7 protein-coding genes are annotated in these 14,457 nt (G+C 38.6%); 2 read left to right on the top strand and 5 right to left on the bottom strand.

Annotated features, from left to right (window positions below; genetic code table 11):
* Positions 1-37: 37 nt before the first annotated feature.
* Complete coding sequence (polA, locus tag KXJ69_RS10810; protein ID WP_219053125.1) at positions 38-2,881, bottom strand: DNA polymerase I; 2,844 nt, start codon at positions 2,879-2,881, stop codon at positions 38-40.
* A gap of 99 nt (positions 2,882-2,980) precedes the next feature.
* Between polA and KXJ69_RS10815 the strand changes: the two genes are divergently transcribed.
* On the top strand, positions 2,981-3,916 hold the full coding sequence (locus KXJ69_RS10815) for an isoaspartyl peptidase/L-asparaginase family protein (RefSeq protein ID WP_219053126.1): 936 nt from the start codon (positions 2,981-2,983) through the stop codon (positions 3,914-3,916).
* Here KXJ69_RS10815 and KXJ69_RS10820 read toward each other — a convergent pair.
* Positions 3,913-4,770, bottom strand: coding sequence for a cyanophycinase (locus tag KXJ69_RS10820; RefSeq protein ID WP_219053127.1), 858 nt, complete (start codon positions 4,768-4,770; stop codon positions 3,913-3,915). The two genes, KXJ69_RS10815 and KXJ69_RS10820, sit on opposite strands and share 4 nt — an antisense overlap.
* A gap of 96 nt (positions 4,771-4,866) precedes the next feature.
* On the opposite strand from KXJ69_RS10820, the gene cphA reads away from it, so the two are divergent.
* Entirely contained in the window at positions 4,867-7,509 is a 2,643-nt protein-coding gene (cphA, locus tag KXJ69_RS10825) for a cyanophycin synthetase (RefSeq protein ID WP_219053128.1), read from the top strand.
* Positions 7,510-7,554: 45 nt separating this feature from the next.
* Here cphA and KXJ69_RS10830 read toward each other — a convergent pair whose 3' ends face one another.
* The 3 genes from KXJ69_RS10830 to KXJ69_RS10840 all read right to left on the bottom strand — a co-directional run bounded on the left by KXJ69_RS10830 (position 7,555) and on the right by KXJ69_RS10840 (position 14,387).
* On the bottom strand, positions 7,555-8,151 hold the full coding sequence (locus KXJ69_RS10830) for a c-type cytochrome (protein ID WP_219053129.1): 597 nt from the start codon (positions 8,149-8,151) through the stop codon (positions 7,555-7,557).
* A gap of 105 nt (positions 8,152-8,256) precedes the next feature.
* Positions 8,257-13,062: a tail fiber domain-containing protein gene (locus KXJ69_RS10835; RefSeq protein WP_219053130.1), complete on the bottom strand. Its 4,806-nt coding sequence runs from the start codon at positions 13,060-13,062 to the stop codon at positions 8,257-8,259.
* Positions 13,063-13,388: 326 nt separating this feature from the next.
* On the bottom strand, positions 13,389-14,387 hold the full coding sequence (locus KXJ69_RS10840) for an isoaspartyl peptidase/L-asparaginase family protein (protein ID WP_219053131.1): 999 nt from the start codon (positions 14,385-14,387) through the stop codon (positions 13,389-13,391).
* Positions 14,388-14,457: the final 70 nt, after the last annotated feature.

Genomic DNA, 14,457 nt, shown 5'->3' on the forward strand with positions numbered 1-14,457 from the left:
GAGGCGGGCACTCCAGCAATGGGGTGCCTTCTGCTATTTAATGCGCTTCCAACCAGTTTTCTCCAATTCCCATGTCTACATCTAATGGAACGGCTAATGGATAGGCGCTTTCCATTTCGGTTTTAATAAGTGTTTTTAGTTTGTCGAGTTCGGGTTTGTAGGCATCAAAGACTAATTCATCATGAACCTGAAGCAACATTTTGCTTTTAAAATTACCTGCTTCCAATTTTTGATGGATATTGATCATTGCAATTTTAATAATATCTGCAGCACTTCCCTGGATGGGTGCATTTACGGCGTTTCTTTCAGCAGCTCCACGTACCACCGCGTTGCGGCTATTAATGTCTTTTAAATAGCGACGTCGCCCCAAAACGGTTTGTACATATTCGTTTTCACGTGCAAAATCCACTTGCCCGCTCATATATTTCCGAAGCTTTGGATATGTTTTATAATAGGCTTCAATTAAGTCTTTGGCTTCTGTTCTATTTAAATCGGTTTGATTGCTCAATCCAAAAGCTGAAACCCCATAAATAATCCCGAAGTTTACCGTTTTGGCATTGCTACGCTGTTCGCGAGTGACTTCGTTAATAGGAACATTAAACACCTTTGAAGCGGTCGAGGCGTGAATGTCTTCGCCATTTTTAAAGGCTTGTATCATGGTATCTTCCTCGCTTAAAGCGGCAATAATTCGTAATTCAATTTGACTATAATCTGCTGCCAAAAGCACATACTCTTTATCTCTTGGGATAAACGCCTTTCGCACTTGTCGACCACGCTCAGTACGAATAGGAATATTCTGCAAATTAGGGTTGTTACTTGCCAAGCGGCCTGTAGCGGCAACCGTTTGCATATAGTCTGTATGTACGCGATTGGTGCTAGGTTCCACTTGTTCTGGTAGGGCATCTACATAGGTGCTTTTTAATTTTGAAAGCCCTCTAAATTCTAATATATCTCGAATAATTTTATGGTCTTTGGCTAAATAGGAGAGTACATCTTCGGCTGTAGAATACTGCCCAGTTTTAGTCTTTTTGGGTTTATCGACTAACTTCATTTTATCGAATAAAATCTCTCCCAACTGTTTAGGAGATGCAATATTGAAAGTTTCTCCAGCAGCTTCATAAATTTCGGTTTCCAACTTCTTAATATCACTGTCCAACTCAACCGAAAGAGATTTCAAAAAACCTTTATCAAGGTTTATCCCTTCCAATTCCATATCTGCTAAAACACGAAGGAGGGGGATTTCAATTTCATCGAAAAGTTTTTGAGTGTTGGCCTCACCTAATTCTGTTTCAAAATGATTTTTAAGCTGAAGGGTAATATCGGCATCTTCAACAGCATATTCGGTTTGTTGCTCTATGGGCACATCGCGCATGGAAAGTTGATTTTTTCCTTTTTTACCAATGAGTTCTTCAATAGAAATAGGCGTGTAGTTTAAATAGGTTTCTGCCAAAACATCCATGTTATGACGCATATCTGGATTGATAAGATAGTGTGCCAACATGGTATCGAATAATTTTCCTTTTACAGAAACGCCATATTTTTTTAATACTTTAATATCGTATTTTAAATTCTGACCAATTTTTTGAATGGATTCATTTTCAAAAAAGGGGTTGAGCTGTTCAATAAGTTCTTGGGCCTCTTCTCTTGCTTCAGGAAAAGGAAGGTAAAATCCGCTGCCAGCTTCCCAGCTAAAGGCAATCCCCACCAACTCGGCAGTTAAAGGATTTAGTCCTGTGGTTTCTGTATCAAAACATACACTCTTTTGATTCAATAAATTTTGAACAAAGAGTTTTGTGCCCAACCCATGTTGGACTGTTTGATAAAGGTGAGGGACATCTTTATACGAATTTCGGGAGCTGTAAACTTGACTTTCTTCTGTAGTTTGATCATCTCCTCCAAAAAGTGAAAACTGTCCAGCCCCTGCCGATTTTGAAGTGGTTTTTGGTTGTGGTTTCGTTTCTTCTTTATTTTCGGTGGGGGTTGTAGCAGAAGTTTCTTTTGAAAATGTTTTCAGAAAATTATCTGTTAATCTTCTAAACTCAAGTTCTTCAAAAATTTCGGTAACCCCTGTAATATCTGGGTCGCACATTTCAAAATCCTTTTCATCAAACTCTACAGGCACATCCAATAATATTTTAGCCAATTCTTTTGAAAGTAATCCTAATTCTTTGGAAGCTTCTACCTTTTCCTTCATTTTTCCTTTCAGCTTATCGGTATTAGCCAAAAGGTTTTCCATAGAGCCAAATTCGGCAATAAACTTCTTTGCTGTTTTTTCGCCGACTCCAGGAAGCCCTGGAATGTTATCGGCACTGTCACCCATCATTCCAAGAAAATCAATCACTTGGTCTGGAGTTTCTACTTCAAACTTTTTTTGAACTTCGGGAATACCCCAAACTTCATACCCGCCACCAAAGGAATTTGGCTTGTACATAAAAATATTCTCAGAAACCAATTGCGCAAAATCTTTATCTGGTGTTACCATAAACGTTTGGTAACCTTCTTTTTCAGCTTTTTTAGCAAGCGTACCTATAATATCGTCGGCTTCATACCCTTCTTTCACCATAATAGGAATATTCATGGCTTTCAGTATTTTTTCAATATATGGAACGGCTAGTCTAATAGCCTCAGGGGTTTCATCACGATTGGCTTTATAGGCTTCAAACATTTCATTGCGCACATCGCTTCCGCCCTTGTCAAAACAAACCGCTAAGTGGTCTGGATGTTCACGTTTAATTACATCTAAAAGTGAGTTGGTAAACCCCAAAATAGCAGAAGTATCCATCCCTTTTGAGTTTATTCGAGGGTTTTTAATGAAAGCGTAGTAGCCTCTAAAAATTAAAGCATAGGCATCTACGAGAAAGAGTCTTTTTTGTTGTGACATAAAATGTGTGGTTGAAACCCTAAAACTACAAAACTTCTTTGGCGAATAGAAATTAATTAAAGGGCAATTTGTATTTTTCGGAACTATTAAAAATGTAACATGAAAAATAATTTTTCTATTGCTATTCACGGAGGTGCTGGAACTTTGGTGAAAGGATTAATGACTTCGGAATTAGAAGCTCAATATAAAAGCGCCTTGCAGAAAGCTTTAGAAGCTGGATATACCATTTTGAATAATGGCGGAAGTTCCTTGGATGCCGTTGAAACAGCTGTAAAGGAATTAGAAGATACACCTCTATTTAATGCAGGTAAGGGAAGTGTGTTTACCAACCAGGGTACACACGAAATGGATGCCGCCATTATGGACGGTAGTAACTTAAAAGGAGGAGCCGTTTCTCTAATCACAGGAATTAAAAACCCTATTTTGTTAGCGAGGGATGTTATGGAAAAAAGTGACCATGTATTTCTAGCTGGAGAAGGCGCCATGCAGTTTGCAAAAAAAAATGGATATGAAGTGTTACCTCCCCATTATTTTTATGATGAGGTTCGCTACCAACAATGGCAAGGAATAAAAGATAGCACGACTTTTCAATTGGACCATAGTGTTAAAAAGGATGGTAAATTTGGGACTGTAGGAGCCGTAGCATGCGACGGTTATGGCAATATAGCTGCAGCAACATCAACGGGAGGAATGACCAATAAAAAGTGGGGGCGCGTGGGGGACAGTCCAATGTTAGGCGCTGGAACTTATGCTAATAACAAAACGTGTGCTGTGAGTTGTACTGGAAGTGGTGAATATTTTATACGGGGTGTGGTGGCTTATGATGTTTCCTGCTTAATGGAATACAAAGGATTGTCCTTAGAGGAAGCAGCTTCAGAGGTGATTCAAAATAAAGTATTGCAATTAGGGGGAGACGGAGGTTTAATTGCAGTAGATTTTAAAGGAAATATTGCGATGCCATTTAATACCGAAGGAATGTACCGTGCTTTTAAAACTTCAGTTGGGAAAAAAGGATTAGCAATTTATAAGGACTAAACAAAAGGTGCATCTACCGGAAGCACTGTTATTTTTCGATCTTTAATATTGAAAACATCTCCGTTCGCTAACACATGAGTTTTCAAATTTGTGAGTGTCATGGGTGTCCCTGGTTCTAGTATTTTCTCGTTATTGTGCTTTATTTTACGAGGATCAAATAATACAACCATTCCAGATCCAATTACTTCGAACGTTTTTCCTTCCCGAATAATTAGCCCTGTATCTTCTGCTAAACCAACGCCAATTAATTTTGGATGACGCGCAACGGCTTCAGCCAATCGCCCAAAACGACCTCTTCTAATAAAATGAGAATCAATAATAAGATTTGGAATAAAGCCCATCCCTGGACCCATTCCAACGGCGCCTTTGGTAAAAGCTTCTTTAATGTTTCCGCCAGTAATCATTTCTTGAGACATACACATAGCCCCAGCACTTGTTCCTGCAATTACAAAATGTTCTTTGCGAAATTTTTCAATAAGTAAATCGTGGATTTTTGTGCCCCCTATTTCTCGAGTAATATTGGACTGATTTCCACCAGAAAACATAACACAATTTGCTTTTTTTATGATTCCAACATTTTTTGGATCTTCAGATTGCTCGCGAGAGCGAATGTCCATAATATGAACATTCTTGCATCCTAATTTTCCAAAGGCTTCTAAATAATTTTGACCCACTTCATCAGGAATACTTGAAGCAGTAGGAATAACCACAATATTTGAATAGATACCACCAGCTTCTTTTACCACATGATAAAGGATGCCCTCACTAATAAACTCTAGGGTGTATTGCTCGTTGAGTTCAATTCCTTTGTCTTCATTTCCTCCAATGGGTATTAGAATTCCTTTTGTCTTCATGCTATAAATTTCAATCGTGCAAAAATACACGTTTTTGAAGTAAAAAAATTATATATTTATAATCTTTGACAATAATCAACTAATAATTATTTATATATGAAGATTCGGGAAATAAATGCCATGCGCGGCCCAAACTACTGGTCGGTTCGTCGCCATAAATTAATCGTTATGGTTTTGGACTTGGAAGACATGGAAGAGCGGCCCTCAAATAAAATAGATGGATTTAAAGAAAGGCTTGAAAAAATGTTTCCCACAATGTATAGCCATCGATGTTCCGTAGGTGAGCCAGGCGGGTTTTTCCAACGTGTTGAAGAAGGAACTTGGATGGGGCATATTATAGAACACATCGCTTTAGAAATACAAACCCTAGCGGGAATGGATACTGGCTTTGGAAGAACTCGTGACTACGGCGAAAAAGGAGTATATAATGTGGTGTTTTCCTATATTGAAGAATCGGTTGGGAGATACGCTGCAAAAGTTTCCGTAGCCATTTGTGAAGCGTTAATTGAAGGAAAAGAATACGATTTAGAATACGATATTCAGCGCATGCGTGAACTTCGTGAGGACGAAAGATTAGGGCCAAGTACTGGTTCTATTGTGGAGGAAGCAGCTAGTAGAGGCATTCCGTGGATTCGTTTAAATAAATATTCACTTTGTCAGTTAGGTTATGGAGCCAATCAAAAACGAATTCAGGCTACTGTTACTTCTGAAACTTCCTCTATAGGAGTGGAATTGGCGTGTGATAAAGAAGACACCAAATTCTTATTGGAACAGGCAGAGGTTGAAGTTCCAAAGGGTGATATCATAAGAAGAGAAAGTAGTCTCGAAGAAGCATGTCGATATGTAGGTTTCCCATTAGTGATTAAACCCGTAGATGGGAATCATGGAAGAGGAATTACCGTGGATATTCAAAATTATGAAGAAGCACTTGTGGCTTTTAGAAATGCTAAAGAAAGCTCTAAAAATGGGGCGATTATTGTAGAAAAGTTTATTACCGGAAGAGACTATAGAATTCTTGTAATCAATAATAAACTAGTAGCTGCTGCTTTGCGGACTCCTGCCCACGTAATTGGGGATGGAAAATCAACCGTACAAGAATTAATTGATATTGTAAATAGTGATCCACGACGAGGTTATGGTCATGAAAATGTGTTGACTCAAATTACAGTAAATGAATTAACAAAAAACATTATTAAAGATGCAGGATATACTTTGGAGTCTGTAATACCAAAGGATGAAATGCTTATTTTAAAAGACACTGCCAATCTAAGCACAGGAGGGACTGCCGAGGATGTCACAGATATTATGCATCCCGAAAATATTGAAATGGCAGAGCGTATATCACGAATTATTGACCTCGATATTTGTGGTATAGATGTGATGACTACAGATATTAGTCAGCCGCTATCCGAAACTGGTGGTGCCGTATTAGAAGTAAATGCAGGGCCTGGATTTAGAATGCACTTGGCTCCAACCTCTGGGTTACCGCGTAATGTTGCGGCTCCAGTGGTTGATAAATTGTTTCCCAAAATGGGAGATACTGGGAGAATTCCCATTATTGCTATCACAGGAACTAACGGTAAAACAACAACAAGTAGACTTATCGCTCACATTGCAAAAATGAATGGCTATCGAGTGGGATATACCACGAGCGATGGTGTTTATATTCAAAATAGACTATTAATGAAAGGTGATTGTACAGGTCCTGCCAGTGCCGAATTTGTTTTAAAAGACCCAACAGTCAATTTTGCTGTATTGGAGTGTGCCCGTGGGGGGTTACTGAGAGCAGGGTTAGGATTTCATAAGTGTGATGTAGGAATTGTGACGAATGTAGAAGCCGATCATTTAGGTTTAAAAGGGATACATACTATAGAACAGTTGGCAAAAGTAAAAGGAGTTATTCCTGAAACCGTATTACCAGATGGGTATGCTATTTTAAATGCCGATGATGATTTGGTGTACGATATGCGAAGAACGGTAAACTGCAATGTAGCATTATTTTCCATGGATGAAGAAAATCCGCGAATTCAAGCCATGCAACGTCTAGGAGGAATTACAGCTGTGTATGAAAATGGCTTTGTAACTATTTGTAGAGGGGTGTGGAAAATGCGGATTATGCGTGCCGAACAAATTCCTTTAACGTATGGAGGAAGAGCCTTATTTATGATTAAAAATGTCTTAGCTGCTGTGCTTGCTGCTCATGTTCGAGGGGTAAGTAATCAAGATATAAAAGCGGCATTAGAGACTTTTATTCCTTCGGCTTCACAAACTCCAGGAAGGTTAAACTTATTCCATTTTGAAAATTTTAAAGTATTACTAGATTATGCTCATAACCCAGCAGGGATGCGTGCTTTAAAGGAATTTACAGATACTATTGAATGTTCTAAAAAAGTTGGGATAATTGCAGGTGTAGGTGATAGGAGAGTAGAAGATAACAACGAAATGGGTAGCCTGGCCGCTGAAATGTTTGATGAAATTATTATAAGACAGGATAAGCGTTTACGTGGTAAAACTGAAGCCGAACTTATTAAAATGTTGAATGATGGGATACAGATGAAAGACCCCAATAAGAAAACGACCATCATTCCTTCCGAAAAAGAAGCTATTACATATGCCGTAAACCATGCCGAAAAGGACTCTCTTATTGTATTATGTAGTGATGTGATACCAGATGCATTAGATTTGGTAAAACGCTTTAAAGAGCAGGATGCTCAAGGTGTTACTAAGTTTACACTATAATTAAAAACCCCCATCTAAAACTAGATGGGGGTAATTTTTTATGCTTTACATGGCGGGAGGTGGAATATAAGCTGGCACGACATTTTCAATAGGTTTTGTGGACATTAAAAATTCATAAATAGCTTTAAGATCATCCTCTTCCAATAAATTTAAAGACTCCCAAGGCATAGGAGGCATTACAGGGCGACTGTTTTCCATCCCTTTATACTTTCCTTCCGTAGTAGATTTTTTAAATTGTTCGAAGCTCCATGTGCCAATCCCAGATTCATCTGAGGTAATATTAGCACTAAAACTAACCCCCCAAGGCCCCACTGCGGCAGTTAGATCATTGTTTAATAATATCCATTTTCCTGGGCCAAGGACATCTTTATTAATTTCAGCTATAGAATCGGTAGCTGGAAAACCCATAAAACGACGATCCATATCTGGAATTGGACCATGATCCGTCATTTTTTTTGGTGTGTGACAATGATCACACCCAATAGTGTTTACGAGGTATTCTCCTCTTTTTACTAGATCTTCTTTTGATAAAGAAACGCTTTCATTTTCTTTTTTTTCTGAATATTCACTTTTTGAATTATTACAATTTGAAAAAGAAAATAACATGAAAATGCTGAGGGTAAATGTTAAAATTGTTTTCATATTGGTTTGTTTTTTAGTTAGTTAAAGATATTAAATTAGTTTTAAAAAGCCGCTCCCAACAGCGGCTTTTTATACTCAAAAACATAGTTGTATTATGAACTTCAACTATTTCTTTTTTTCTGAAGTTATTCCAGATGTATTGTTACTTGGATTATTTGCTTCTAAAGCACTTAACCGTGCTTCCAAACTTTCATATTTTGAAAGTTGTGCCTTTAGTTTTTGGTTTTCTTCAGATAAGGTATCTACCTCGTCTTTCAACTCTTTAATGGCTTCTACAAATATGGGGTCGTAATCGCCATAGGCTGTTTGATAGAATCCAAGGTTGTCTTTGGTTACCTTTTCAGGAAATACTTCCATTAATTCTTGCGCAATAAAACCGTATTGTAATCCTTCAGGACGTTTTGTTCCTGTTTTGTCATCATTCCATAAATAGGTCACTCCGCGCATTTTTTCAATTTTATCTAAAGCAGTTTCTCCACTTATAGATTTAATTTCTTTTTTCAATCTTTGGTCACTATTTGCCAACCAAGAACCTGCGGTAGATTTTGAAGCATCTCCTTCTACTTCTAGAGTATTGGTGGCAGGATTACGCATAACCCCCATTTTACCATCACTATCCAATCGCACTACATTAGTTCCAGCTTCGCTAGAAAATATATTAAACGTCCCGCCGTTCACGTCATCATCGGCTCGAGCAAAAAGTACCCAGTTATTAGTAGTTTCTACAGCATTATCAAAAACAATTCTTGTCCCTGCATTTGCATTTTGAGCCGTAAGCATAATATGAGGTGAGGTTGCCCCCGTACTATTATGAATAATATCAAGCCTACCATCCGGTGCTGGATTGTTTATGCCAATGGCATCAGAGACGTAATTTTTACCTTCAAAATATCCAGACCAACCATCGGTATTATCAACAATAGAATAAACTCCATAATTATTGGTTCCTGTAACAGCCGTATCAAAATCTACATAAATTCCATACTTATTTGTTGCTCCTGTAGCAGTAACATCTACCTGAAAGCCATACATGGCACCCCCTGTAGTGCTGCTAAAGCTTGTGTAACCGCCAACTTTATTTGTGTTTGAAGTGCTTCCAAAAGAATTAACTATCCCTGTTTGATCCCCTGCTGATGCTATTGCAAAAATGTTGGAAAGACCTGTTTTAGCTGCAGCATTTGTCCCGCTAAAGAAATTACTAATACCAGTATCGGCTCCTGAGGTGTTATTGGCAAAAGAATTATACATTCCTAATTGTGTACCTGTTCCAGCTGAAAAGTTATTTCTAATTGCATATCGCACACTACTCGTACCTCCAGAGAAATTGTTTTCCATACCATATTGTAATCCATTACTAGCACTGGTTAATTCGTTTTTTACACCGTATTTATTTCCTGTTCCAGTCCCGTTTAAAATGTTATATATACCACGTTGCTCACCAGATCCGGTACCATCTGCAAAAGTAGTTATCACACTAGAACTCCCTGTTCCAGAGGCTGTTTTAGTCACACTCATGGCGGCGGTATTTAAGGTGGAAGTATTATCGGTTTTTTGGATATTTACCCCAATGGCTTTGGTATTATCAGATTCATTAACATCCAATTGGTAGTTAGGGTTATTGGTCCCTATACCTACATCCCCAGAATCTTCTACAATGAACTCTATAGTGCCGTTATCTAAAACCATAAAACCTCCGTTACCAGTTAAATCAAAACGAAGATTATTATTTCCTTGATCAATTGTAGTAATTTGTGATAACGTTCCTCCCAATCTAACATCGTTACCAGTTTCGCTAAGACCGTTACTTGCTGTTGTAGCTTCACCAGAAAGTGTAGCCCAAGTTACAGTTCCTGCACCATTTGTTCTTAATACTTGATTAGCAGATCCATCAAAAGTTGGAAAGGAGTATGCCTCATTAAAAGTAATTACTCCAGAATCAAAAACTTCAAAGGCATTGGAGCGATTTACATCGCTAGTTCCATTTCCAACCACAAAAACACGTGATATTCCAGTTTTGTTGTAAGAACCAACGGCCATTTCTCCCGATCCAGTTGCAATTGTGCCTTCTCCCATGGCTGTTGAATACCATCCAGATGCCTCACTTATATAACCCATAGCGGTTGATGCATACCCTGAAGCTTCGGTCGAAACACCTGAAGCAAATGAATAACTTGCACTAGCAATAGTGCCAATATTAACAGCAAAAGATCGTGCCCCTATATTGGCATCATCCCAAGCTGTTGGGTCATAAATCCCACCACTGCCAACGCTACCTGCTCTAAATGCTGCCTTATTAGGGTTGAAAAACATCCTTGTTCCAATACCAGTTACGGAAACAATATCTCCAGATCCAAAGCCTCCTGTTACCATAAACCCGTCTTGCCCATTAATTGTAACAGCTCCATTATCTGCAGTAATGGTTCTGCCTGCACCAGCACCTCCTTCATCATACGCTTGATCTAATGTGTTTTGGGTATCTGTAAGGGTAAGAGTTGTAAAGCTTAATTGCCCAACACCGTCGGTTGTCAATACCTGACCTGAAGTTCCATCAGTTGTTGGGAACGAATAACCTGTTCCTGTGGGGTCATCTACTTGAAGTTCCCCATTAATTCTAACAATATCGTTATCAAATTCTCCATATATCAATGGATTTAAACCTGATTGGTTATCAATAAAAAGACGGTCATTAATTACAGATGATGTCGCTGGACCTGTGTCTCGACCAATTAAGACATTGTCACTACCACTAGAAATATTTCTACCCGCATTTAGCCCAACAGCAACATTTCCATGTCCAGTTGTATTAAATAGTAATGCAGAGTTTCCAATAGCTGTATTGGAACTACCTGAAGTATTGGAAGTCAAAGCTGAATTTCCCAGCGCTGTATTGCCACCACCGGAATTATTTTGTAGGGTTTGTCTCCCAATGGCTGTGTTTGAGTTGCCAGCTGTTGCATTACTCATTGCTTCGTATCCCAGAGCTGTATTAAAGACTCCTAATCCGGTTGCAAAGGATTGAAACCCAATGGCCACATTTTGTTTATCAGTTCCGTCATCTGCAGCCCCTGCACTAATACCTATAAAAATTGACGAGCCATCATCCGTTCCATCACTATCACTTTTTCCGTCGGTGAGATCGTCAATTTTTTGAGCACCAGGAGTAATTAGTGTAGTGGGATTTGTCCAAGTAGCATTCCCCGTAGCATCAGAAGCTAATACAAATCCGGAAGCTTCATTACCATCTACAAACTGCAAGGTTCCTACAACATCCAAAGTCGCTGAAGGGTCGTTATTGTTAATTCCTAAATTACCATTATGCTTAAGACGCATTCCTTCCACCATAGGTTCTGTGTTAATGGGACCATTGTGGATATAGAATCCAAGCCCAATATTATCTTCATCTGCACCGCTTTGAATAGATGCGATGGCAGCTCTTCTTCCATCACTTCTAGTGGTTGAAGCACCCCCAAAACCAATGGAGCCTCCAATTTGGTTTAACCCACCACTGTTACCTCCTTTAATAAATATACCGTCTTGTCCACTATTGGCAACAGCAAGGTCGAATGGAGTAGTAATTCCTATTTGTAATGGACTTACAGGAGTATTTTCACCAATACCCACTGCATCATTTGCTCCATCTACACGTAGCATGTTGGTTTCATTTGTGCTTTCTACCCTAAGACCTCCATTTCCTTCAATAATAACCGCTCCACTGTCTGCAGTAATGGTTCTTCCTGCTCCAGCGCCACCAAAATCATAGGCTTGGTCAAGTGTTCCGCCTCCTGAACTTGGAGTTGTAAAACTAATATTTCCTGCACCGTCGGTAGTCATGACTTGACCAGCAGTACCGTCTGCAGCAGGCATTAAATATCTGTTTGTAGTTCCCGTTCCTAATGAAGTCCTACCTAAGAAGTATCCAGCATAGCCAGCACCGTTTTGTACATCTGAATAAACACCATAATGCGTTCCTCCGGCAGTAGTAGGAATTTCAATATATTCTCCATATTTGTCGCCAGAACCTGTTTCTGATAAGATTGTGTAAACACCATATCTATCGCCAGAGCCACTATCTGAAATATTATTATACAAACCGTAAAAGTTGCCAGACAAACTGCCCCCAGTGATATCATGATTATCCACTCCGTAAAAAGTTGTAATGGAATTTCCCAATAGATTGGTTAGTCCAGAAGCTGTGGTTGCTACTCCCTGAAATCTATTTAATAAACCAAATGTCGAGGTTGAAGTTGAGTTTCCAAAAGAATTTTGATAGCCATATAGGTAACCAAAACTATTAGTTGATACTGATCCTGAAAAGGAATTTGAAACACCCGAAATACTGCCTTGATTTGTTCTAGTTATAAGATTTGAAATTCCATTGGTAGAACCATTTGAAGATGCTGCACTCTCATCTATTGTGTTTCTAATTCCGTAAACACTGCTCCCTGTACTTTCATTAAAAAGGCTAATCATTCTTCCCGCTGTTTGGGATTCTATTTGTAATGGATATGAAACATTGCTAAGGCCAATACCCACATTTCCATCGGTAAATATATCTGCCGAGTTTGAAGTTGGAGGAGATGTGGTGTTTTCTTCATACCAATCATCATCACTTCCTCCACCTGAAGAAATTGCAACCCAACTTGTACTGCCATTATCCCAATAATAAAATCCTTTGGAAGGCGTACCATTACCAGTAGCAAAAACCATCATTCCGTCCTGATCCACAGTGGGGTTTGTTGCTGGGAAATCATCTACTCTAGGGATAAGAATTCCATCTGTGTTGGAAGGCGTTGCTATGTTTGTTGCGCTTATATCCAAGGTAGATTTTGGATCGGTATTGCCTATACCTACTTGAGAAAATAGACTATGGCAAAAAAGGGTGACAAGACTAAATAAAATAAACTTCTTCATAATTCTGTGTTTTGAGTAACATACCTAGCTAAGTAGGTGGTTCAGGAAGAAAGAGTTGGGACTTCAAAGATAAATTATGAAGATTTGGGAAACCTATATGAATTCATAGATTTTTAAAAGAAGAATGGGTTTAAAATAGAAAAGCCACCACAGATGTGATGACTTTTCGCCCCAAATTTGATTAACCCCCATAAGGGATCAACCTACTTATGTACTGCAAAACTATTAAAAATTATATTACCCCACTCAATTATTTCATTTTTGTGAAATAATTAAGGGTTTTGAAGATGATTTTATTTCAATTTAACTCAAAGCAAAAGGATTGTTTATGCTTTATTGAAAAACTTTGAAGGAATATTAATGTTCTCTTTTTCACTATGTTTTGTGACAGAAAACCCCTCATGAATACTAAAATAACCGGTTTCCCCTTTTTTATTTACAGCAATATAACCCACCTGAAAATCTTTGAAGTCTTTATTTTTTGACACAATTCTACCTATTGCTTCTTCACAGGCTTCTTGAGGAGATTTCCCCTGTCGCATCAATTCAACAATTAGAAAACTACCCACAGTTTTTAATACTTCCTCTCCCAAACCTGTTGCTGTAGCGCCGCCTACTTCATTGTCAATAAAAAGCCCCGACCCAATAATAGGCGAATCACCTACACGTCCTGCCATTTTATATGCCAAGCCACTTGTGGTACAGCCCCCTGAGATGTCACCATTTTTATCGATTGCAAGCATCCCAATAGTGTCATGGTTTTCGATATTAATAATGGGTTTATATTCTGAGGTTTTTTTCCATCCTTCCCAAGCTTTTTTAGAGGCTTCCGTAAGTAAGTTTTCTTTCTGAAACCCTTCGGCATAGGCAAATTGTTCGGCTCCTTTTCCGGCTAAAATAACATGAGGTGTATTTTCCATCACCTTTCGTGCAACTGAAATAGGGTGCTTAATATTTTGAAGATATACTACCGCTCCATAATTGCCTTCTTTGTTCATGATACAAGCATCAAGAGTAACGTTTCCGTCACGATCGGGGAGTCCTCCAATACCTACGCTTTGTCCTTCGGCATTGGCTTCTTCTACCATACAACCTTGCTCAATAGCATCTAATGCTGCGCCTCCATTTTCAATAACTTCCCAGGCTTTTTTAGTAGAATTGGGAACATTCCAAGTGGCAATAACTACAGGAATAGTGCTTTCAGAATTATTAGAAGTAGCACCTCCTTTAACAATTTCATTTTCTTTACAACCAATAACAGAAGCTGCTGCAACAATGCCTAAACTGCTTAAGGATGCATTTTGTATAAATGTTCTTCGTTTCATACCATTGAGGGTTGGAAAAACCGAAGGTACAAAAACACGTTAAAAAAAAGTAAATTCTTACTTTACTTTT

Source organism: Halomarinibacterium sedimenti (assembly GCF_019312585.1).
Taxonomy (GTDB): Bacteria; Bacteroidota; Bacteroidia; order Flavobacteriales; family Flavobacteriaceae; genus Halomarinibacterium; species Halomarinibacterium sedimenti.